This window comes from Streptomyces flaveolus (assembly GCF_014648815.1).
GTDB classification, from domain to species: domain Bacteria; phylum Actinomycetota; class Actinomycetes; order Streptomycetales; family Streptomycetaceae; genus Streptomyces; species Streptomyces flaveolus.
Window position 1 is genome coordinate 322567 of sequence record NZ_BMRV01000005.1, and the last position, 22453, is coordinate 345019.

General features: G+C 70.9%; 21 protein-coding genes. 20 read left to right on the forward strand and 1 reads right to left on the reverse strand.

Features of this window, described 5'->3' with window-relative positions; genetic code table 11:
* Positions 1-93 precede the first annotated feature (93 nt).
* From IEZ05_RS15255 to nusB, 14 genes are all read left to right on the forward strand, one after another.
* On the forward strand, positions 94-570 hold the full coding sequence (locus IEZ05_RS15255; protein WP_189230628.1) for a DUF948 domain-containing protein: 477 nt from the start codon (positions 94-96) through the stop codon (positions 568-570).
* Positions 571-577: 7 nt separating this feature from the next.
* Positions 578-928, forward strand: a complete 351-nt coding sequence (locus IEZ05_RS15260) for a hypothetical protein (RefSeq protein ID WP_189230629.1) — start codon at positions 578-580, stop codon at positions 926-928.
* Positions 928-3600, forward strand: coding sequence for an alanine--tRNA ligase (alaS, locus tag IEZ05_RS15265; protein ID WP_189230630.1), 2673 nt, complete (start codon positions 928-930; stop codon positions 3598-3600). Before IEZ05_RS15260 ends, alaS begins: the two co-directional genes overlap by 1 nt.
* An 8-nt stretch (positions 3601-3608) precedes the next feature.
* The gene (gene ruvX, locus IEZ05_RS15270) at positions 3609-4073 is read left to right on the forward strand and encodes a Holliday junction resolvase RuvX (protein WP_189230631.1); all 465 of its coding nucleotides are present in this window, start codon (positions 3609-3611) and stop codon (positions 4071-4073) included.
* A gap of 128 nt (positions 4074-4201) precedes the next feature.
* Positions 4202-5920, forward strand: a complete 1719-nt coding sequence (gene mltG / locus IEZ05_RS15275) for an endolytic transglycosylase MltG (RefSeq protein WP_189230632.1) — start codon at positions 4202-4204, stop codon at positions 5918-5920.
* Positions 5920-6747 (forward strand): shikimate dehydrogenase, encoded by an 828-nt coding sequence (locus IEZ05_RS15280; protein ID WP_189230633.1) that lies wholly within the window; start codon positions 5920-5922, stop codon positions 6745-6747. Before mltG ends, IEZ05_RS15280 begins: the two co-directional genes overlap by 1 nt.
* 48 nt (positions 6748-6795) lie before the next feature.
* Entirely contained in the window at positions 6796-7119 is a 324-nt protein-coding gene (locus tag IEZ05_RS15285) for a hypothetical protein (protein ID WP_189230634.1), read from the forward strand.
* Between the two features lie 156 nt (positions 7120-7275).
* Positions 7276-8460, forward strand: coding sequence for a chorismate synthase (gene aroC, locus IEZ05_RS15290; protein ID WP_189230635.1), 1185 nt, complete (start codon positions 7276-7278; stop codon positions 8458-8460).
* On the forward strand, positions 8457-8972 hold the full coding sequence (locus IEZ05_RS15295) for a shikimate kinase (RefSeq protein WP_189230636.1): 516 nt from the start codon (positions 8457-8459) through the stop codon (positions 8970-8972). Before aroC ends, IEZ05_RS15295 begins: the two co-directional genes overlap by 4 nt.
* Complete coding sequence (gene aroB, locus IEZ05_RS15300) at positions 8969-10060, forward strand: 3-dehydroquinate synthase (RefSeq protein ID WP_189230637.1); 1092 nt, start codon at positions 8969-8971, stop codon at positions 10058-10060. Before IEZ05_RS15295 ends, aroB begins: the two co-directional genes overlap by 4 nt.
* A 195-nt stretch (positions 10061-10255) precedes the next feature.
* Positions 10256-11104, forward strand: a complete 849-nt coding sequence (locus tag IEZ05_RS15305) for a Pro-rich N-terminal domain-containing protein (protein WP_189230638.1) — start codon at positions 10256-10258, stop codon at positions 11102-11104.
* A gap of 169 nt (positions 11105-11273) precedes the next feature.
* Positions 11274-12380 (forward strand): aminopeptidase P family protein, encoded by a 1107-nt coding sequence (locus IEZ05_RS15310; RefSeq protein ID WP_189230639.1) that lies wholly within the window; start codon positions 11274-11276, stop codon positions 12378-12380.
* 58 nt (positions 12381-12438) lie between these two features.
* Positions 12439-13005: an elongation factor P gene (gene efp / locus IEZ05_RS15315; RefSeq protein WP_189230640.1), complete on the forward strand. Its 567-nt coding sequence runs from the start codon at positions 12439-12441 to the stop codon at positions 13003-13005.
* A gap of 2 nt (positions 13006-13007) precedes the next feature.
* Positions 13008-13442 (forward strand): transcription antitermination factor NusB, encoded by a 435-nt coding sequence (gene nusB / locus IEZ05_RS15320; RefSeq protein WP_189230641.1) that lies wholly within the window; start codon positions 13008-13010, stop codon positions 13440-13442.
* A gap of 182 nt (positions 13443-13624) precedes the next feature.
* Here nusB and bldD read toward each other — a convergent pair whose 3' ends face one another.
* The gene (gene bldD / locus IEZ05_RS15325) at positions 13625-14128 is read right to left on the reverse strand and encodes a transcriptional regulator BldD (protein ID WP_006131213.1); all 504 of its coding nucleotides are present in this window, start codon (positions 14126-14128) and stop codon (positions 13625-13627) included.
* Between the two features lie 297 nt (positions 14129-14425).
* On the opposite strand from bldD, the gene pyrR reads away from it, so the two are divergent.
* From pyrR to carB, 6 genes are all read left to right on the forward strand, one after another.
* A complete protein-coding gene (gene pyrR / locus IEZ05_RS15330) occupies positions 14426-15025 on the forward strand; it encodes a bifunctional pyr operon transcriptional regulator/uracil phosphoribosyltransferase PyrR (RefSeq protein WP_189230642.1) in 600 nt (199 codons plus the stop codon).
* A gap of 115 nt (positions 15026-15140) precedes the next feature.
* Positions 15141-16139, forward strand: coding sequence for an aspartate carbamoyltransferase catalytic subunit (locus IEZ05_RS15335; RefSeq protein WP_189230643.1), 999 nt, complete (start codon positions 15141-15143; stop codon positions 16137-16139).
* Positions 16140-16143: 4 nt separating this feature from the next.
* Positions 16144-17430 carry a dihydroorotase gene (locus tag IEZ05_RS15340; RefSeq protein ID WP_189230644.1) on the forward strand — a complete coding sequence of 429 codons (1287 nt, stop codon included), beginning with the start codon at positions 16144-16146 and terminating at the stop codon, positions 17428-17430.
* A complete protein-coding gene (locus tag IEZ05_RS15345; RefSeq protein ID WP_189230645.1) occupies positions 17427-17993 on the forward strand; it encodes a PH-like domain-containing protein in 567 nt (188 codons plus the stop codon). The genes IEZ05_RS15340 and IEZ05_RS15345 overlap by 4 nt, the downstream gene beginning before the upstream one ends.
* Positions 17990-19132 carry a glutamine-hydrolyzing carbamoyl-phosphate synthase small subunit gene (gene carA / locus IEZ05_RS15350; protein WP_189230646.1) on the forward strand — a complete coding sequence of 381 codons (1143 nt, stop codon included), beginning with the start codon at positions 17990-17992 and terminating at the stop codon, positions 19130-19132. Before IEZ05_RS15345 ends, carA begins: the two co-directional genes overlap by 4 nt.
* Positions 19125-22433: a carbamoyl-phosphate synthase large subunit gene (gene carB, locus IEZ05_RS15355; protein ID WP_189230647.1), complete on the forward strand. Its 3309-nt coding sequence runs from the start codon at positions 19125-19127 to the stop codon at positions 22431-22433. Before carA ends, carB begins: the two co-directional genes overlap by 8 nt.
* The last annotated feature ends 20 nt before the right edge of the window (positions 22434-22453 follow it).

Here is a 22453-nt window from a genome sequence, read left to right on the forward strand (position 1 = left end):
TTCGCCCGACTTCGCCGTCCGCGGACGGCAATCCGGTACGGAGCCCCGCGCCCGGCGCGATAGGCTCGGTGCACGACTTTCTCGATGTTCTCGATGTTCAGGCACGTTTCAGGGAGCGGGTGCACAGTGTCCGGTGGTGAGGTGGCCGGGATCCTGGTGGCCGTCTTCTGGGCGATCCTGGTCTCCTTCCTCGCCGTCGCACTGGCGAGGCTGGCCCAGACGCTCAGGGCGACCACCAAGCTGGTGGCGGACGTGACCGACCAGGCCGTCCCGCTGCTGGCCGACGCCTCCTCGGCGGTGCGCTCCGCGCAGACCCAGATCGACCGGGTCGACGCGATCGCCTCCGACGTCCAGGAGGTCACGTCGAACGCCTCGGCGCTGTCGACCACCGTGGCCTCCACCTTCGGCGGACCGCTGGTCAAGGTCGCGGCGTTCGGATACGGCGTGCGCAGGGCACTCGGCGGTCGCAAGGAGGACGTGCCCGCGGGCCCGCCCAAGGAGCCGCGGCGCACCGTGATCGTCGGCCGTACGATCCCGGCCGCGCGGCGGACGAAGCGGAAGAAGGACTGATCCAGCGATGTTCCGCCGTACGTTCTGGTTCGGCACCGGTGTCGCCGCCGGTGTGTGGGCCACCACCAAGGTCAACCGGAAGCTCAAGCAGCTGACCCCCGAGAGCCTCGCCGCGACCGCGGCGAACAAGGCGATCGACGCGGGCACCCGGATCAAGGACCGCGCGGTGGGCTTCGCCCTCGACGTCCGCGACAACATGGCCCAGCGCGAAGCCGAACTGGACGACGCGCTCGGGTTGAACGCCCCCGTCGACCGTGAACTGCCCGCTGCCAGGCGGTACAACGCTATCGAGAACGGCAACGACCTGAGGTACGTCGACAGGACGACGTACTCGTACAACCGGAATGAGGACCACTGATGGAGTCGGCCGAGATCCGCCGCCGCTGGTTGAGCTTCTTCGAGGACCGCGGGCACACCGTCGTCCCTTCGGCGTCGCTCATCGCGGACGACCCGACTCTGCTGCTGGTCAACGCCGGCATGGTGCCCTTCAAGCCGTACTTCCTCGGCGAGGTCAAGCCGCCGTACGACCGCGCCACCAGCGTCCAGAAGTGCGTGCGCACGCCGGACATCGAAGAGGTCGGCAAGACCACCCGGCACGGCACGTTCTTCCAGATGTGCGGCAACTTCTCCTTCGGCGACTACTTCAAGGAAGGCGCCGTCAAGCTCGCCTGGGAGCTGCTCACCAGCCCCCAGGACAAGGGCGGTTACGGCCTCGACCCCGAGCGCCTGTGGATCACCGTCTACCAGGACGACGACGAGGCCGAGCAGCTCTGGCGCGAGGTCGTCGGCGTCCCCGCCGAGCGCATCCAGCGCCTGGGCAAGAAGGACAACTTCTGGTCCATGGGCGTGCCCGGCCCCTGCGGCCCGTGCTCCGAGATCAACTACGACCGCGGCCCCGAGTTCGGCGTCGAGGGCGGCCCCGCCGTCAACGACGAGCGGTACGTGGAGATCTGGAACCTCGTCTTCATGCAGTACGAGCGGGGCGAGGGCATCGGCAAGGAGGACTTCGAGATCCTCGGGGACCTGCCGAGCAAGAACATCGACACCGGGCTCGGCCTGGAGCGCCTCGCCATGATTCTGCAGGGCGTGCAGAACATGTACGAGATCGACACCTCGATGGCCGTCATCGACAAGGCCACCGAGCTCACCGGCGTGGCCTACGGCGACGCCCACGAGTCGGACGTCTCCCTGCGCGTGGTCACCGACCACATCCGCACCGCCGTGATGCTCATCGGCGACGGCGTCACCCCCGGCAACGAGGGCCGCGGTTACGTCCTGCGCCGCATCATGCGCCGCGCCATCCGCAACATGCGCCTGCTCGGCGCCACCGGTCCGGTCGTCAAGGACCTGATCGACGTCGTGATCGGCATGATGGGGCAGCAGTACCCCGAGCTGATCACCGACCGCGAGCGGATCGAGAAGGTCGCCCTCGCCGAGGAGAACGCCTTCCTCAAGACCCTCAAGGCCGGCACCAACATCCTCGACACCGCCGTGAGCGACACCAAGGCCGCCGGCGGCACCGTCCTGGCCGGCGACAAGGCCTTCCTGCTCCACGACACCTGGGGCTTCCCGATCGACCTCACCCTGGAGATGGCCGCCGAGCAGGGGCTGTCCGTGGACGAGGACGGCTTCCGGCGCCTGATGAAGGAGCAGCGGGAGCGCGCCAAGGCCGACGCCCAGTCGAAGAAGACGGGCCACGCCGACCTCGGTGCCTACCGCGAGATCGCCGACCGCGCCGGTGCCACCGACTTCATCGGCTACACCGACACCGAGGGCGAGTCCACGATCGTCGGCATCCTCGTCGACGGCATCTCCTCCCCGGCCGCCACCGAGGGCGACGAGGTCGAGATCGTCCTCGACCGCACCCCCTTCTACGCCGAGGGCGGCGGCCAGATCGGCGACACCGGCCGGATCAAGGCCGACTCCGGTGCCGTCATCGAGGTCCGCGACTGCCAGAAGCCGGTCCCGGGCGTCTACGTCCACAAGGGCGTCGTCCAGGTCGGCGAGATCACGGTCGGTGCCAAGGCCCACGCCTCCATCGACGACCGGCGCCGCAAGGCCATCGCCCGCGCCCACTCGGCCACCCACCTCACCCACCAGGCCCTGCGCGACGCCCTCGGCCCGACGGCCGCCCAGGCCGGTTCCGAGAACCAGCCCGGCCGCTTCCGCTTCGACTTCGGTTCGCCGTCCGCCGTGCCGACGGCCGTGATGACCGACGTCGAGCAGAAGATCAACGAGGTGCTCGCCCGCGACCTCGACGTCCGCGCCGACGTCATGGGCATCGACGAGGCCAAGAAGCAGGGCGCCATCGCCGAGTTCGGCGAGAAGTACGGCGAGCGCGTCCGCGTCGTGACCATCGGCGACTTCTCCAAGGAGCTGTGCGGCGGAACCCACGTGCACAACACCGCCCAGCTCGGCCTGGTCAAGCTGCTCGGCGAGTCGTCCATCGGCTCCGGGGTGCGCCGCATCGAGGCCCTGGTCGGGGTGGACGCCTACAACTTCCTCGCCCGTGAGCACACGGTCGTCGCCCAGCTCCAGGAGCTGATCAAGGGCCGCCCGGAGGAGCTCCCGGAGAAGGTCTCCGCCATGCTCGGCAAGCTGAAGGACGCCGAGAAGGAGATCGAGAAGTTCCGCGCCGAGAAGGTCCTCCAGGCCGCCGGCTCGCTCGCCGACTCCGCCAAGGACGTGCGCGGCGTCGCCCTGGTGACCGGTCAGGTCCCGGACGGCACCACGGCCGACGACCTGCGCAAGCTGGTCCTCGACGTGCGCGGCCGCATCCAGGGCGGCCGGGCCGCCGTGGTGGCCCTCTTCACGACGGCGGGCGGCAAGCCGCTCACGGTCATCGCCACCAACGAGGCCGCCCGCGAGCGCGGCCTCAAGGCCGGTGACCTGGTGCGCACCGCCGCCAAGACCCTCGGCGGTGGCGGTGGCGGCAAGCCGGACGTCGCCCAGGGCGGCGGCCAGAACGCTGCTGCCATCGGTGACGCCGTCGACGCCGTCGAGCGCCTCGTCGCCGAGACCGCGAAGTAGGACCGGCGATGCGCAGAGGCCGCCGGCTCGCGATCGACGTCGGGGACGCCCGGATCGGGGTCGCCTCGTGCGACCCCGACGGGATCCTCGCCACCCCGGTGGAGACCGTCCCCGGGCGGGACGTCCCGGCGGCGCACCGCCGCCTGCGCCAACTGGTCGAGGAGTACGAGCCCGTCGAGGTCGTCGTCGGTCTCCCTCGCTCCCTCAAGGGGGGCGAGGGCCCGGCCGCGGCCAAGGTGAGGGGCTTCGCCCAGGAGCTGGCCAAGGGCATCGCTCCCGTTCCCGTACGGCTGGTCGACGAGCGGATGACGACGGTGACGGCGAGCCAGGGGCTGCGCGCCTCGGGCGTGAAGTCCAAGAAGGGCAGATCGGTCATCGACCAGGCCGCCGCTGTGATCATCCTTCAGCAGGCGCTGGAATCCGAACGGGTGTCAGGCAAAGCACCCGGCGAGGGCGTCGAAGTGGTCATCTGATCGCGATACGGTAACGTTCCGCGCGATGCGGCGGCATTCGAACAGCCCCCGCACAGCAAGAGGCGGAACGGAAGCCGGCCCCCCACATCAGGTCGCGCGGACCGCCGCCTCGCGGCTCTAGGGGATCGATGACTGAGTATGGCCGGGGCCCAGGCTCCGAACCGTGGCATCCGGAGGACCCGTTGTACGGGGACGGCGGATGGGGCGGACAGCAGGCCCAGGCGGGTCAGCAGTCCCCCTACGGCGGCCAGCCGCAGCACTATCCGCAGCAGCCGCAGCAGCCGCAGTATGGCGACTGGGGCGACGGCGGCCAGGGCGCGTACGGGCAGCAGCAGTACGACCAGTACGGTCAGCCGATCCCCGAGCCGCAGTACGACCAGTACGGTCAGCAGCAGTACGACCAGCAGTACGCGGCCCAGGCGCAGCCACAGCAGGCCCAGGAACAGCCGCAGCAGGGCCAGGGCTACGACGACGGCGGCTGGGGGACCGGCGCGCATCCCCAAGCGCAGTACCCCGGTGACCCATCGGACCCCTACGGCCAGCAGAGCGCCGCGTACGGCGCGGAGCAGCCCGACTTCTACGGCACCCCGGAGGCGTACCCGCCGCCGGAGCCGCCCGGCCGCCGGCGCGCCGAACCCGAACCGCAGGGCACCGACTGGGACCCCGGTCCCGACGAGGGCGAGCACGCCTTCTTCGCGGGCGGGGACGCAGGTGAATCCGGGGACGACGGCGGCAGCGGCGGTCGCAGGGGCCGGGGCGGCAAGCAGAAGAAGGGCCGCAGCGGCCTCGCCTGCCTCGTGGTCTGCCTGGTGCTCGGCGGCGGGGTGGCGGGCGTCGGCTACTTCGGCCTGCAGTTCTACCAGGATCGTTTCGGCGCGGCCCCGGACTACGCGGGCGACGGCAACGGCGAGAAGGTGACCGTCACCATCCCCAAGGGCGCGGGCGGCGCGACGATCGGCCAGGAGCTCAAGCGCCAGGGAGTGGTGAAGAGCGTCGACGCCTTCGTCAGCGCCCAGCAGAGCAATCCCAACGGCAAGAGCATCCAGGACGGCGTGTACACGCTGCAGAAGGAGATGTCGGCCGCGAGCGCGGTTCAGATGCTGCTCGACCCCAAGAGCCGCAGCAGCCTGATCATCGCCGAGGGCCTGCGCAACGTGCAGGTCTACGCCAAGATCGACACGCAGCTCGGGCTGAAGAAGGGCACCACCGCCGGCGTCGCCAAGAGCGAGTGGAAGAACCTCGGCCTGCCCGCATGGGCGATGAACCACAAGGACGTCAAGGACCCGCTGGAGGGCTTCCTCTACCCGTCCAGCTACTCGGCGGCCAAGGGCCAGAAGCCCGAGGACGTGCTGAAGCAGATGGTGGCGCGGGCCAATGAGAAGTACCAGGAGTTCGGCCTCGAGCAGAAGGCCGGGGACCTGGGTCTCGAGGGACCGTGGCAGCTGCTGACCGTCGCGAGCCTGGCACAGGCCGAAGGCACGAGTCACGACGACTTCCGCAGGATGGCCGAAGTCATCTACAACCGTCTCAAGCCGGGCAACGTGCAGACCAACGGCATGCTGGAGTTCGACTCGACGTACAACTACGTCAAGAACCAGAGCAAGCTCGACCTGTCGCTCAGCGAGCTGCGCAACTACGACAACCCGTACAACACCTACTACCACAAGGGGCTGCCGCCCGGCCCGATCGGCAACCCGGGCGACGAAGCGATCCAGGGCGCGCTCGCCCCGACCTCCGACGGTTGGTACTACTTCATCTCGCTGGACGGGAAGACGAGCGAGTTCACGAAGACCAACCAGGAACACCAGGAACTCGTCGACAAGTGGAACGCTTCGAGGAAGAACTGATGCCCGCATTCCGCCGAGCGGCCGTACTCGGCTCCCCGATCGCCCACTCCCTCTCCCCGGTGCTGCACCGCACCGCCTACGCCGAGCTGGGCCTGGAGGGCTGGACGTACGACCGGTTCGACGTCGACGAGAAGGCGCTGCCGGGCTTCTTCGCCAAGCTGAGCTCGGAATGGGCGGGGCTGTCGCTGACCATGCCGCTCAAGCGGGCGGTGATCCCGCTGCTCGACGGGATCAGCGAGACGGCCGCCTCGGTGGACGCGGTGAACACCGTCGTCTTCACCGAGGACGGCCGCAGGACCGGCGACAACACCGACATCCCCGGCATGGTCGCCGCCCTGCGCGAGCACGGCATCGAGAAGGTCGACACCGCCGCGGTCCTCGGCGCCGGGGCCACCGCCTCCTCCGCGCTGGCCGCGCTGGCCCGGGTCTGCACGGGCGAGGTCACCGTGTACGTACGCAGCGAGGCACGCGCCGCCGAGATGCGGGGGTGGGCCGAGCGGCTCGGCGTCGACGTGCGCATCTCCGACTGGGCGCACGCCGAGCGGGCGCTGCACGCCCCGCTGGTCGTCGCCACCACACCCGCCGGCACCACCGACGCCCTGGCCGCCGCGGTGCCCGAGATGCCCGGGACCCTCTTCGACGTGCTGTACGACCCCTGGCCGACCGCGCTCGCGGCCCGCTGGTCGGCGTACGGCGGTGCCGTGGTCAGCGGCCTGGACCTGCTGTTGCACCAGGCGGTGCTCCAGGTCGAGCAGATGACGGGCCGCGCCCCGGCCCCGCTGGGGGCCATGCGAAAAGCAGGCGAGCACGCCCTCGCGGAACGCTAGGATCCGTCCGGTTCCGCAGGGGGCGGAACCGGGAGGGGAAAGCGATCCATGTCCACAGGCATGCCTCTGGCGTCCACCAAGAGCCAGATATTCGAGGCCGTGCTGGGCTTTCTGCCCGACTGGGTGCAGATCACGGTGCTCGCCCTGCTCGCGCTGGCCGTCGTCGCGTCCTGGCTGATCGGGCTGAAGCAGCGGATCGCCCGCCGGCGCGCCGCGCGCAGCGGTGCACCGGTCCAGGCGCCGGCGCAGCACGGCCAGGGCCGCGGCGCCGACCACCTGGGCCCCTACGCACCTCCCCGGCCACAGCCGAGCGGCGCGGATTTCCTCGGTTCCCACGCTCCCCAGCAGGGCCGGGGCAACGGCTCCGCCTGAGTCGGCCCGTCCGTCAGATGGACCGGCGGGCGGGTCGGGCGGCCGGACGTGGGAGGATCGGAGGTGGCGGACCGGGGCCCGCGCACCCGGACACGCCGTCGCCGTACGCGAAGAAGACGCGTACGCATACCGGGGCGCGAGCACTGAGGAGCACCGTTGAGCAGGTTGCGCTGGCTGACCGCGGGGGAGTCCCACGGTCCCGCACTCGTCGCGACGCTGGAGGGTCTGCCCGCCGGCGTGCCGATCACCACGGACATGGTGGCGGACCATCTGGCGAGGCGGCGGCTCGGCTACGGTCGCGGTGCGCGGATGAAGTTCGAGCGTGACGAGGTCACCTTCCTCGGCGGTGTCCGGCACGGCCTCACCATGGGCTCCCCGGTCGCGATCATGGTGGGCAACACCGAGTGGCCCAAGTGGGAGCAGGTCATGGCGGCCGACCCGGTCGACCCGGAGGTGCTCGCGGGACTGGCCCGCAACGCCCCGCTGACCCGGCCCCGTCCCGGCCACGCCGACCTCGCGGGCATGCAGAAGTACGGTTTCGACGAGGCCCGCCCGATCCTGGAGCGCGCCTCCGCGCGCGAGACGGCCGCCCGGGTGGCGCTGGGCGCCGTGGCGCGGTCGTACCTGAAGGAGACGGCCGGCATCGAGATCGTCAGCCACGTCGTCGAACTGTGCTCCGTGAAGGCTCCGCAGGGCGTGCACCCCATCCCGGCGGACGTCGAGAGGCTGGACGCCGACCCGCTGCGCTGCCTGGACGCGGACACCTCCAAGGCGATGGTCGCGGAGGTCGACCAGGCCCACAAGGACGGTGACACGCTCGGCGGTGTGGTCGAGGTGCTGGCGTACGGCGTCCCGGTCGGTCTGGGTTCGCACGTGCACTGGGACCGCAAGCTGGACGCCCGGCTGGCCGGTGCCCTGATGGGCATCCAGGCGATCAAGGGCGTCGAGATCGGCGACGGTTTCGAGCTGGCCCGGGTGCCCGGCTCCAAGGCGCACGACGAGATCGTCAGCACGCCCGAGGGCATCCGCCGCGTCTCCGGACGCGCCGGTGGCACGGAGGGCGGCCTGTCCACCGGTGAGCTGCTGCGGGTTCGCGCCGCGATGAAGCCGATCGCGACCGTGCCGCGTGCCCTGAAGACCGTGGACGTGACCACCGGCGAGGCCGCGCAGGCTCACCACCAGCGCTCCGACGTCTCCGCGGTCCCGGCGGCCGGCATCGTCGCCGAGGCGATGGTCGCCCTCGTCCTCGCGGACGCCGTGGCGGAGAAGTTCGGCGGCGACAGCGTCACCGAGACCCGCCGCAACGTCACCTCGTACCTCGACAACCTGGCCATCCGATGAGCACCCCGCTGATCGTCCTGGTCGGACCGATGGGCGTGGGCAAGTCCACCGTCGGGCAACTGCTCGCCGAGCGCCTCGGCACCGCGTACCGGGACACCGACGAGGACATCGTCTCCGCGCAGGGACGGACCATCGCCGAGATCTTCGTGGACGAGGGCGAGCCGGCCTTCCGTGCCCTGGAGAAGCAGGCCGTGCACACAGCCCTCGCCGAGCACGACGGCGTCCTCGCCCTCGGCGGCGGCGCGATCCTCGACGCGGACACCCGCGGCCTGCTCGCCGGCCGGCGCGTCGTCTACCTGTCGATGGACGTCGAGGAGGCGGTCAAGCGCACCGGCCTGAACGCCGCGCGCCCGCTGCTGGCGGTCAACCCGCGCAAGCAGTGGCGCGAGCTGATGGAGGCCCGCCGCCACCTCTACGAGGAGGTCGCCACGGTCGTCGTCGCCACCGACGGACGTACGCCCGAAGAAGTCACGCAAGCGGCCCTGGACGCACTGGAGTTGAAGGAAGCATGAGCGAGGCAGTCACCCGGATCCAGGTCGGCGGCACCGCGGGATCCGACCCCTACGAGGTCCTGGTGGGCCGTCAGCTCCTGGGCGAACTCGCCGGTCTGATCGGGCCGAAGGCCAAGCGGGTCGCCGTGATCCACCCCGAGGCCCTCGCCGAGACCGGCGACGCGCTGCGCGCCGACCTCGCCGAGCAGGGCTACGACGCGATCGCCATCCAGGTGCCCAACGCCGAGGAGGCCAAGACCGCCGAGGTCGCCGCCTACTGCTGGAAGGCGCTGGGCCAGTCGGGCTTCACCCGCACCGACGTCATCGTCGGCGTCGGCGGCGGAGCCAGCACCGACCTCGCCGGCTTCGTGGCCGCGACCTGGCTGCGCGGCGTGCGCTGGATCGCCGTCCCGACCACCGTGCTGGCCATGGTGGACGCGGCCGTCGGCGGCAAGACCGGCATCAACACCGCCGAGGGCAAGAACCTCGTCGGCGCCTTCCACCCGCCGGCCGGCGTCCTGTGCGACCTGGCCGCCCTGGACTCCCTCCCGGTCAACGACTACGTCTCGGGCCTCGCCGAGGTCATCAAGGCCGGCTTCATCGCCGACCCGGCGATCCTCGACCTGATCGAGTCCGACCCGCAGGCCGCGCGCACCCCGGCCGGACCGCACACCGCCGAGCTGATCGTGCGCTCCATCAAGGTCAAGGCCGAGGTGGTCTCCTCCGACCTGAAGGAGGCGGGCCTGCGGGAGATCCTGAACTACGGTCACACCCTCGGCCACGCCATCGAGAAGAACGAGCGCTACAAGTGGCGCCACGGCGCCGCCGTCTCCGTCGGCATGCACTTCGCCGCCGAACTGGGCCGCCTCGCGGGCCGGCTGGACGACGCCACCGCCGACCGCCACCGCAGCATCCTCGAAGCGGTCGGCCTGCCGCTCCACTACCGCTACGACCAGTGGCCGAAGCTGGTGGAGAACATGAAGGTGGACAAGAAGTCCCGCGGCGACCTGCTGCGCTTCATCGTCCTCGACGGCCTGGCCAAGCCCACCGTCCTGGAGGGACCCGACCCGGCCGTCCTCCTCGCCGCCTACGGCGAGGTGGGCGAGTAAGTCCCCCGTCGCACCTTCCGTCCGATTCGCCTTGCGGGGCGGGCACTTCGGACCGCCCCCGGCCGTTCACCAAAGGACGGCCGGGGACGGTACCGTTCGAGCGGGGCCCCTCCCACGCCCTTTAGGGTGTGGGGAACAGCGGGTACCCGTCCCGCTGTCAGCGCCCATCGCCTGTACGAGACGGAGTGGCACCGGATGCAGCACGCAGTGGGTTCTCCGCTGCCGCCGCCCCCTCAGCCGGGGCACGGACCGGCCGTCGGCTGGTCCCCGGCCGCACACCACCCGGGCCCGCACCAGGGTTCCGCCCCCGTGCCCCCGCCTGTGGCGCCGGGCTACCCCATGCAGGCCCCGCACCCCGGGCCCCCGCACCAGGCCCCGGCCCCACCGCCCGTGCCGGACACCACCGGTCACGTCCCGCTGCCGCCCGGCGGTCCCGTCGCCGCGCCCAGCATGCCGCCCGCCGCGGCCGCCGTGCCCGACCCGGCGACCACCACCCTCGCGGTGCTCCTCATCGGCCCCGCGGGCGCGGGCAAGACCAGCGTCGCCAAGTACTGGGCGGAGCACCGCAGGGTCCCCACCGCCCACATCAGCCTCGACGACGTGCGCGAATGGGTCCGCTCGGGCTTCGCCGACCCCCAGTCCGGGTGGAACGAGAACTCCGAGGCCCAGTACCGCCTCGCCCGCCGCACCTGCGGCTTCTCCGCGCGCAACTTCCTCGCCAACGGCATCTCGTGCATCCTCGACGACGCCGTCTTCCCGGACCGACCGGTCGTCGGGCTGGGCGGCTGGAAGCGGCACGTCGGGCCCGGCCTGCTCCCCGTCGTCCTCCTGCCCGGGCTGGACATCGTCCTGGAGCGCAACGCCGAGCGCAGCGGCAACCGGCGGCTCACCGACGAGGAGGTCGCGCGCATCCACGGCCGCATGGCCGGCTGGTACGGCTCGGGCCTCCCGATCATCGACAACTCCCAGCTCGACGTCCCGGAAACGGCCCAGGTCCTCAACGAGGTCCTCTCCCGCTCGATAGCGAGCCCACCCACCTGGTAGGAAGCGCCCCAAAGGGGCGCGGGGAGCTGCGCGACCAGCCCCCACGGACCGCAAGCCGCCGAACAACACGACACCCACCCCGGACCGCGCACCCGGCGCACACCCCCGCGCTTCCCCACTCGGCCTCTCCCGAGCGGCGCCCCCGCAGCGGAGCCCATACGCTCGGGTCATGTCAGAGGTGTACGAGGCCCGCCGGACGCGCCTACGAGAACGCTGCAACGCGGGCGGCAGCGCGGCGGCGCTCGTCTCCCGGCCCGCCAACGTGCGCTATCTCGCGGGCGCCGCCCCGCACGGCGCCGTGCTGCTGCTGGGCAAGACCGAGGATCTCCTGGTGTGCTCCGGACCGCCGGACGAGCGGCCCACGGAGGGCAGGCCCGACGAGGCGCTGCCGCTGCGTGCCCTGTCCGGCCCCGGCGGTGACCCGGCAGTCGCCGCCGCCGGCCTCGCCGCGGCCCAGGGCGCCGAGTCCCTCGCCACCGAGGACCACCACCTCACCGTCGCCCGGCAGCGGGCCATGCGCTCGGTCGCCCCCCGGCTGCGCCTGACAGACCTCGGCCAAGCGGTGGAGCAGCTCCGGGTCGTCAAGGACGAGGAGGAGATCTCCTGCCTGCGGATCGGCGCCGAGATCGCCGACCAGGCGCTCGGCGAGCTGCTGGAGTCCATCCTCGTCGGCCGCACCGAACGGCACCTCGCCCTGGAACTGGAACGCCGCCTGGTCGACCACGGTGCCGACGGCCCCGCCTTCCCGACCTCCGTCGGCACCGGCCCGAACTCCGGGCGCCGCGGTCACCGGCCCACCGACCGGCGCGTGGAGGAGGGCGACTTCCTCTCCGTGTGCCTGGGCGCGACGTACCGCGGCTACCGCTGCGAGATCGGCCGTACGTTCGTCATCGGCACCTCGCCGGCGGACTGGCAGATCGAGCTGTACGACCTCGTCTTCTCCGCGCAGCGGGCCGGCCGGGAGGCCCTCGTACCCGGCGCGGCCTGCCGTGATGTGGACCGCGCGGCCCGCCAGGCACTGGACTCCGCCGGGTACGCCGAGAACCTTCCGGCACTCACGGGTCACGGTGTAGGACTCGAAATCGACGAGGACCCGCAGTTGGGTCCGGCGGCCATGGGTAAACTGGACGCTTGTGTGCCGGTCACCGTCGAACCGGGGGTCCACCTCCCGGGCCGGGGCGGTGTCCGGATCGATGACACGCTCGTCGTGCGCCCCGAGGCGGACGGCGGACCCGAGCTACTCACCATCACGACCAAGGAGCTGCTCGCGCTCTAGCCTCGCGCTGTGCGCACGCCCCGGGGTCGTCCACGTCAGTCCAGGAGATTCCGCAACCGTGGCTTCCACGAACGACCTCAAGAACGGCCTGGTGCTCAAGCTCGAAGGCGGCCAGCTCTGGTCCGTCGTCGAGTTCCAGCACGTCAAGCCCGGCAAGGGCCCCGCCTTCGTGCGCACCAAGCTCAAGAACGTGCTCTCCGGCAAGGTCGTCGACAAGACCTTCAACGCCGGCGTCAAGGTCGAGACGGCCACTGTCGACAAGCGCGACATGCAGTTCTCGTACATGGACGGCGACTACTTCGTCTTCATGGACATGGAGACGTACGACCAGCTGATGATCGACCGCAAGGTCGTCGGCGATGCCGCCAACTTCCTCGTCGAGGGCTTCGAGGCCACCGTCGCGCAGCACGAGGGCGAGGTGCTCTTCGTCGAGCTGCCGGCCGCCGTCGAGCTGACCATCCAGGAGACCGAGCCGGGCGTCCAGGGCGACCGCTCCACCGGCGGCACCAAGCCCGCCATCCTGGAGACCGGTCACCAGATCAACGTCCCGCTCTTCATCACCACCGGTGAGAAGATCAAGGTCGACACCCGCACGAGCGACTACCTCGGCCGGGTGAACAGCTAACCGTGGCTGCCCGTAACACGGCCCGCAAGCGCGCCTTCCAGATCCTCTTCGAGGGCGATCAGCGTGGCGCGGACGTCCTGACGGTCCTCGCCGACTGGGTCCGGCACTCCCGGTCCGACACCCGGCAGCCGCCGGTGAGCGAGTACACGATGGAGCTGGTCGAGGGGTACGCCGAGCGCGCCAAGCGCATCGACGAACTCATCGCCCAGTACTCGGTCGGCTGGACGCTCGACCGCATGCCGGTCGTCGACCGCAACATCCTGCGCCTCGGCGCGTACGAGCTGATCTGGGTCGACGCGACCCCGGACGCCGTCGTGCTCGACGAGATGGTGCAGCTGGCGAAGGAGTTCTCCACGGACGAGTCGCCGGCGTTCGTCAACGGTCTGCTCGGCCGGCTGAAGGAACTGAAGCCTTCGCTGCGCCGTGACGAGGCCTGACGGAGACAGACACAGACGCCGATGGGCCTGCGGCAACCGACAACGGTTGCCGCAGGCCCATCGGCGTCTCTTCGTGCTCCCGAAGCCCCCGGTACCCGAAGACGCCGCCGGGGTGGCCCGAAGCCTCAGGCTTCCGGCCACCCCGGCGGCACGTTTCTGCTGTGTCAGGAGCGCGCTGTGGCTCAGGCGTCCTCGTGGGACGCCACCGCGCGGCGCGCGTCCGCGTCCAGGACGCCCCAGCTGATCAGCTGCTCGGTGAGGACCGAGGGCGACTGGTCGTAGATGACGGCGAGTGTGCGCAGGTCGTCCTGGCGGATCGAGAGCACCTTGCCGTTGTAGTCGCCGCGCTGCGACTGGATCGTGGCCGCGTAACGCTGCAACGGGCCCGCCTTCTCGGCCGGCACCGTGGCCAGCCGCTCCAGGTCCAGGACCAGCTTCGGCGGCGGCTCGGCGGCGCCGCCGGGGGTGGTGCCCGGCAGCAGCTCCTGCACGGGAACGCCGTAGAAGTCCGCCAGCTCGGCGAGGCGCTGCACGGTCACGGCACGGTCACCGCGCTCGTACGACCCGACCACGACCGCCTTCCAGCGGCCCTGGGACTTCTCCTCGACACCGTGGAGGGAAAGGCCCTGCTGGGTGCGGATGGCCCGGAGCTTGGCCCCGAGCTGTTTGGCGTATTCGCTGGACATATGGCTCCCCGGACAAGGTGTCGACGCGGCCGGCTGTGTTGTCTGCCGCGCGGCTGGTAACTCACTGTGAGGTTACGCAGCGTTACTCTTCTGCGTCAAGCCGAATGGTCCGCACCGACTCTTCCGTGGTACCCGCCCTCCGTTGCTGCGAACGGGTGATGCGGAGGCGGCGTGGGAGTGACAGGGGAGTGTCGGGGGCCCGTTCGAGACGGTCCTGTGAGCCTGATAGCGTAGGTGGCGCAAATCCGACGTCCTTTAAGGTCCGTCCCGTGAGGCGGAGAAGGAGGTCCGTTTCGTATGGACAAGCAGCAGGACAGCAGGCAGCAGGACACGCAGTCCGACGCACGGCCCGTGCTCGAGGGGCCCGACATCGCGCGGGTCCTGACCCGTATCGCCCACGAGATCGTCGAACGCGCCAAGGGCGCCGACGACGTGGTGCTCCTCGGCATCCCGACCCGGGGCGTCTTCCTCGCCCGGCGGCTCGCCGACAAGCTGGAGCAGATCACCGAGCGCAAGATGCCGGTCGGCTCGCTCGACATCACCATGTACCGCGACGACCTGCGCATGCAGCCCCCGCGCGCACTGGCCCGCACCGAGATCCCCGGTGACGGCATCGACGGCCGCCTGGTCGTCCTCGTCGACGACGTCCTCTTCTCCGGCCGGACCATCCGCGCCGCCCTGGACGCGCTGAACGACATCGGTCGCCCGCGCGCCGTGCAGCTCGCGGTCCTCGTCGACCGCGGCCACCGCGAACTGCCCATCCGGGCCGACTACGTCGGCAAGAACCTCCCCACGTCGCTGCGGGAGACGGTCAAGGTCCAGCTCGCCGAGGAGGACGGTCGCGACACCGTGCTGCTCGGCGCCAAGCCGGACACCACCCCGGGCGCCCACCCGTAGCACCCCGGCGTACGCCCTCACCGGTGCCGTACGCCCGCTCGGTGTGCCCCCGCACGCACCCGGCCGCCCGAATTATCCCGCTCTTCCGCATGAATCGCCTTACGGAGCCTGACAGATGCAGCGTCATCTCATCTCGGCCGCCGACCTCACCCGCGACGACGCCGTCCTGATCCTCGACACCGCCGAGGAGATGGCCCGGGTCGCGGACCGGCCGATCAAGAAACTGCCGACCCTGCGCGGCCGGACCGTCGTCAACCTCTTCTTCGAGGACTCCACGCGGACCCGGATCTCCTTCGAGGCCGCCGAGAAGCGCCTGTCCGCGGACGTCATCAACTTCACCGCCAAGGGCTCCAGCGTCTCCAAGGGCGAGTCCCTGAAGGACACCGCGCAGACCCTGGAGGCCATGGGCGTCGACGCCGTCGTCATCCGGCACGGCGCCTCCGGCGCCCCGTACCGCCTGGCCACCTCCGGCTGGATCGACGCCCACGTCATCAACGCCGGCGACGGCACCCACCAGCACCCCACCCAGGCCCTGCTGGACGCCTTCACCATGCGCCGCCGCCTGGTCGGCCGCGACGCCGGCCTGGGCAAGGACCTGGACGGCCGCCGCATCACCCTGGTCGGCGACGTCCTGCACAGCCGCGTCGCCCGCTCCAACGTCGACCTGCTGCACACCCTCGGCGCCCAGGTCACCCTCGTCGCCCCGCCCACCCTGCTGCCGGTCGGCGTCGAGACCTGGCCCTGCGAGGTCTCCTACGACCTCGACTCCACCCTGCCGAAGTCCGACGCGGTGATGATGCTGCGCGTGCAGCGCGAGCGCATGAACGCCGCGTTCTTCCCGACCGAGCGCGAGTACTCCCGCCGGTACGGACTCGACGGCGACCGCATGGCGAAGATGCCCGAGCACGCCATCGTGATGCACCCCGGCCCGATGGTCCGCGGCATGGAGATCACCGCCGAGGTCGCCGACTCCGACCGCTGCACCGTCGTCGAGCAGGTCACCAACGGCGTCTCCATCCGGATGGCCGTCCTGTACCTGCTGCTCGGCGGCGCCGAGTTCGGTCCGAAGACCGAGCCCGCCGTCACCCACGCCCGCACCACCGAGGAGAAGTAAGAAGATGAGCAAGACCCTGATCCGCGGTGCGAAGGTGCTCGGCGGCGAGCCGCAGGACGTGCTGATCGACGGCGGCACCATCGCCGAGGTGGGCACGAACCTGTCCGCCGAGGGCGCGGAGGTCGTCGAGGCCGCCGGCAAGGTGCTGCTCCCCGGCCTGGTCGACCTGCACACCCACCTGCGCGAGCCCGGCCGCGAGGACTCCGAGACCGTCCTCACCGGCACCCGCGCGGCGGCGAGCGGCGGCTACACCAACGTCTTCGCCATGGCCAACACCTTCCCGGTCGCCGACACCGCCGGCGTCGTCGAGCAGGTCTGGCGGCTCGGCCAGGAGTCCGGCTACTGCGACGTGCAGCCCATCGGCGCCGTGACCGTCGGCCTGGAGGGCGCCAAGCTCGCCGAGCTGGGGGCCATGCACGAGTCCGCGGCCGGCGTCACCGTCTTCTCCGACGACGGCAAGTGCGTCCACGACGCCGTGATCATGCGCCGCGCCCTGGAGTACGTGAAGGCCTTCAACGGCGTCGTCGCCCAGCACGCCCAGGAGCCCCGGCTCACCGAGGGCGCCCAGATGAACGAGGGCGTCGTCTCCGCCGAGCTGGGTCTCGGCGGCTGGCCCGCCGTCGCCGAGGAGTCGATCATCGCCCGGGACGTGCTGCTCGCCGAGCACGTCGGCTCCCGCGTCCACATCTGCCACCTGTCGACCGCGGGCAGCGTCGAGATCGTCCGCTGGGCCAAGTCCCGCGGCATCGACGTCACCGCCGAGGTCACCCCGCACCACCTGCTCCTCACCGACGAGCTGGTGCGGTCGTACAACCCCGTCTACAAGGTCAACCCGCCGCTGCGCACCGAGCGGGACGTGCACGCCCTGCGCGAGGCCCTGGCGGACGGCACGATCGACATCGTCGCCACCGACCACGCCCCGCACCCGCACGAGGACAAGGACTGCGAGTGGGCCGCCGCCGCCATGGGCATGGTGGGCCTGGAGACCGCGCTGTCGGTGGTCCAGGAGACCATGGTGGACACGGGCCTGCTCGACTGGGCCGGCGTCGCCGACCGGATGTCCGTCAAGCCCGCGCAGATCGGACAGGCCGCCGGACACGGACGACCCGTCTCGGCTGGTGAGCCCGCCAACCTCACCCTCGTCGACACGGCATACCGTGGCCGGGTGGACCCCGCGGGCTTCGCCTCGCGCAGCCGCAACACTCCGTACGAGGGACGTGAGCTGCCGGGCCGTGTGACGCACACGTGGCTGCGGGGCAAGGCCACGCTCGTCGACGGGAAGCTCACGTGACACCTGTAATCCTGCTGGCCGCCGGGAAGGAATCGGCGGAAGTGACCGACTGGGCCGCTCGCGTCGGCTGGGTCGTCGGCCTCGGCCTGTTCGTCGCGCTCGTCTACTGGCTGATGCGCGAGGGCTGGAAGTGGCGCAGCACCCTCCAGGGCGACCTGCCCGAGCTGCCCACCGTGCCGGACGAGCCGGGTCCGGCGAAACTGACGATGAGCGGCCGCTACCACGGCTCCACCACCGCCGGTCAGTGGCTCGACCGCATCGTGGCGCACGGCCTGGGCACCCGTAGCCGGGCCGAGCTCACGCTGACGGACGCGGGACTGGACGTCGTACGCCCCGGCGCGGCCGACTTCTTCGTCCCCGTCGCCGCACTGCGCGAGGCCCGGCTCGACAAGGGCATCGCCGGCAAGGTGCTCACGGAGGGCGGTCTGCTGATCGTCACCTGGGCACACGGCGACAAACTGATCGACTCCGGTTTCCGCTCCGACCACGCGGCCGAGCACAACGAGTGGGTCGAAACCCTGAACGACATGATCAACAAGACGGAAACGGAAGGCGCACGATGACGACCTCCACCAGGGGAGTTGACAGGACTCCCGCCGTACTCGTCCTGGAGGACGGCCGGATCTTCCGCGGCCGCGCCTACGGGGCCGTGGGGGCGACCTTCGGCGAAGCCGTGTTCTCCACCGGGATGACCGGCTACCAGGAGACCCTCACCGACCCGTCGTACCACCGCCAGGTCGTCGTGATGACCGCCCCGCACGTCGGGAACACGGGCGTCAACGACGAGGACATGGAGTCCAAGAAGATCTGGGTCTCCGGGTACGTCGTCCGTGACCCCGCCCGCGTGCCCTCCAGCTGGCGCTCGACGCGCACGCTGGACGAGGAACTCGCCGCCCAGGGCGTCGTCGGCATCTCCGGCATCGACACCCGCGCCCTCACCCGCCACCTGCGGGAGCGCGGCGCCATGCGCGTCGGCATCTTCTCCGGCAACGCGCTGCCCGACGAGGGCACCATGCTCGCCGAGGTCCGCCAGGCCCCCGAGATGAGCGGCGCGGACCTCTCCGCCGAGGTCGCCACCACCGAGGCCTACGTCGTCCCGGCGATCGGTGACAAGAAGTTCACCGTCGCCGCCGTCGACCTCGGCATCAAGGGCATGACCCCGCACCGCATGGCCGAGCGCGGCATCGAGGTGCACGTCCTGCCCGCCACGGCCACCGTCGAGGACGTCTACGCCGTCAACCCGGACGGCGTGTTCTTCTCCAACGGCCCCGGCGACCCGTCCACCGCCGACCACCCGGTCTCGGTCATGCAGGGCGTCCTGGAGCGCGGCACCCCGCTGTTCGGCATCTGCTTCGGCAACCAGATCCTGGGCCGCGCCCTCGGCTTCGGCACCTTCAAGCTGAAGTACGGCCACCGCGGCATCAACCAGCCGGTGCAGGACCGTACGACCGGCAAGGTCGAGGTCACCGCGCACAACCACGGCTTCGCCGTCGACGCCCCGCTCGACAAGGTCTCCGACACCCCCTACGGCCGCGCCGAGGTCTCCCACGTCTGCCTCAACGACAACGTGGTGGAGGGCCTCCAGCTTCTCGACAAGCCGGCCTTCAGCGTCCAGTACCACCCCGAAGCGGCAGCCGGCCCGCACGACGCCGCGTACCTGTTCGACCGCTTCGTTTCCCTGATGGAGGGCCAGCGTGCCTAAGCGCACCGATATCCAGTCCGTCCTGGTCATCGGCTCCGGCCCGATCGTCATCGGCCAGGCCGCCGAGTTCGACTACTCCGGCACCCAGGCGTGCCGCGTGCTCAAGGCCGAGGGCCTGCGCGTCATCCTGGTGAACTCCAACCCGGCGACGATCATGACCGACCCGGAGATCGCCGACGCCACCTACGTCGAGCCGATCACCCCCGAGTTCGTCGAGAAGATCATCGCCAAGGAGCGGCCCGACGCGCTGCTGCCCACCCTGGGCGGCCAGACGGCCCTCAACACCGCGATCTCCATGCACGAGCAGGGTGTGCTGGAGAAGTACGGCGTCGAGCTGATCGGCGCCAACGTCGAGGCCATCCACAAGGGCGAGGACCGCGACCTCTTCAAGGACGTCGTCGAGGAGGTCCGCAAGAAGATCGGCCACGGCGAGTCCGCCCGGTCCGTGATCTGCCACTCCATGGACGACGTCCTCGCGGGCGTCGACACGCTCGGCGGCTACCCCGTCGTCGTCCGCCCCTCCTTCACCATGGGCGGCGCCGGCTCCGGCTTCGCCCACGACGAGGAGGAGCTGCGCCGCATCGCCGGCCAGGGCCTCACCCTCTCGCCGACCACCGAGGTGCTCCTGGAGGAGTCCATCCTCGGCTGGAAGGAGTACGAGCTGGAGCTGATGCGCGACAAGAACGACAACGTCGTGGTCGTCTGCTCCATCGAGAACTTCGACCCGATGGGCGTGCACACCGGCGACTCGATCACCGTGGCGCCCGCGATGACGCTGACCGACCGCGAGTACCAGATCCTGCGCGACGTCGGCATCGCGATCATCCGCGAGGTCGGCGTCGACACCGGCGGCTGCAACATCCAGTTCGCGGTGAACCCGGCCGACGGCCGCGTCATCGTCATCGAGATGAACCCGCGCGTGTCCCGCTCCTCGGCGCTCGCCTCCAAGGCGACCGGCTTCCCGATCGCCAAGATCGCCGCCAAGCTGGCCGTGGGCTACACCCTGGACGAGATCCCGAACGACATCACGCAGGAGACCCCGGCCTCCTTCGAGCCGACGCTCGACTACGTGGTCGTGAAGGCCCCGCGGTTCGCCTTCGAGAAGTTCCCGAGCGCCGACTCCACCCTCACGACCACCATGAAGTCGGTCGGCGAGGCCATGGCCATCGGCCGCAACTTCACCGAGGCCTTCCAGAAGGCGCTGCGCTCCCTGGAGAAGAAGGGCAGCCAGTTCACCTTCGTCGGCGAGCCCGGCGACAAGAAGGCGCTGCTCGAAGAGGCCGTCCGACCCACCGACGGCCGGATCAACGCCGTCATGCAGGCCATCCGCGCCGGTGCCACGCCCGAGGAGGTCTTCGCGTACACGAAGATCGACCCCTGGTTCGTCGACCAGCTCTTCCTCATCAAGGAGATCGCCGACGAGCTCGCCGAGGCGCCCGAGCTGACCCCCGGCCTGCTCGGCGAGGCCAAGCGGCACGGCTTCTCCGACCAGCAGATCGGCGAGATCCGCGGCCTGCGCGAGGACGTCGTCCGCGAGGTCCGGCACGCGCTCGGCATCCGCCCGGTCTACAAGACCGTCGACACCTGCGCCGCCGAGTTCGCCGCGAAGACGCCGTACTTCTACTCCTCCTACGACGAGGAGACCGAGGTCGCGCCGCGCGAGAAGCCCGCGGTGATCATCCTGGGCTCCGGCCCGAACCGCATCGGCCAGGGCATCGAGTTCGACTACTCCTGCGTCCACGCCTCCTTCGCGCTGAGCGACGCCGGGTACGAGACCGTGATGGTCAACTGCAACCCGGAGACCGTCTCCACCGACTACGACACCTCCGACCGGCTCTACTTCGAGCCGCTCACCCTGGAGGACGTCCTGGAGATCGTCCACGCGGAGGCGCAGGCCGGCCCGATCGCGGGCGTCATCGTCCAGCTCGGCGGCCAGACCCCGCTGGGCCTCGCCCAGGCGCTCAAGGACAACGGCGTGCCGGTCGTCGGCACCTCGCCGGAGGCCATCCACGCCGCCGAGGACCGCGGCGCCTTCGGCCAGGTCCTGGCGCAGGCCGGGCTGCCCGCCCCGAAGCACGGCACCGCCACCACCTTCGCCGGGGCCAAGGCCATCGCCGACGAGATCGGCTACCCGGTCCTCGTCCGCCCGTCCTACGTGCTCGGCGGACGCGGCATGGAGATCGTCTACGACGAGACCCGCCTCGAGGCGTACATCGCCGAGTCGACCGAGATCAGCCCGTCCCGCCCGGTCCTGGTCGACCGCTTCCTGGACGACGCGATCGAGATCGACGTGGACGCCCTGTACGACGGCGAGGAGCTGTACCTCGGCGGTGTCATGGAGCACATCGAGGAGGCCGGCATCCACTCCGGCGACTCGGCGTGCGCCCTGCCCCCGATCACGCTCGGCGGCTTCGACATCAAGCGGCTGCGCGCCTCCACCGAGGGCATCGCCAAGGGCGTCGGCGTGCGCGGCCTGATCAACATCCAGTTCGCGCTGGCCGGGGACATCCTCTACGTCCTGGAGGCCAACCCGCGCGCCTCGCGCACCGTCCCCTTCACCTCGAAGGCGACCGCGGTGCCGCTGGCCAAGGCCGCCGCCCGCATCTCGCTGGGCGCCACCATCGCCGAGCTGCGCGCCGAGGGTCTGCTGCCGGCCAACGGCGACGGCGGCGAGCTGCCGCTGGACGCGCCGATCTCCGTCAAGGAGGCCGTCATGCCGTGGTCCCGCTTCCGGGACATCCACGGCCGCGGCGTCGACACGGTCCTCGGCCCGGAGATGCGCTCCACCGGCGAGGTCATGGGCATCGACTCCGTCTTCGGCACGGCGTACGCCAAGTCGCAGGCCGGCGCGTACGGGCCGCTGCCGACCAAGGGACGGGCGTTCATCTCGGTCGCCAACCGCGACAAGCGCTCGATGATCTTCCCGGCGCGTGAGCTGGTCGCCCACGGCTTCGAGCTGATGGCCACCTCCGGCACCGCCGAGGTCCTGCGCCGCAACGGCATCAACGCCACGGTGGTCCGCAAGCAGTCCGAGGGCACCGGCCCGAACGGCGAGAAGACCATCGTCCAGCTCATCCACGACGGCGAGGTCGACCTCATCGTCAACACCCCGTACGGCACCGGCGGCCGCCTCGACGGCTACGACATCCGTACGGCGGCCGTGGCGCGGTCCGTGCCGTGCCTGACGACGGTCCAGGCGCTCGCCGCGGCGGTCCAGGGCATCGACGCCCTCAACCGCGGCGACGTGGGAGTCCGCTCACTCCAGGAACACGCCGAATTCCTGACCGCGGCCCGCGACTAGCAGCCCCGAGGGGGACACCG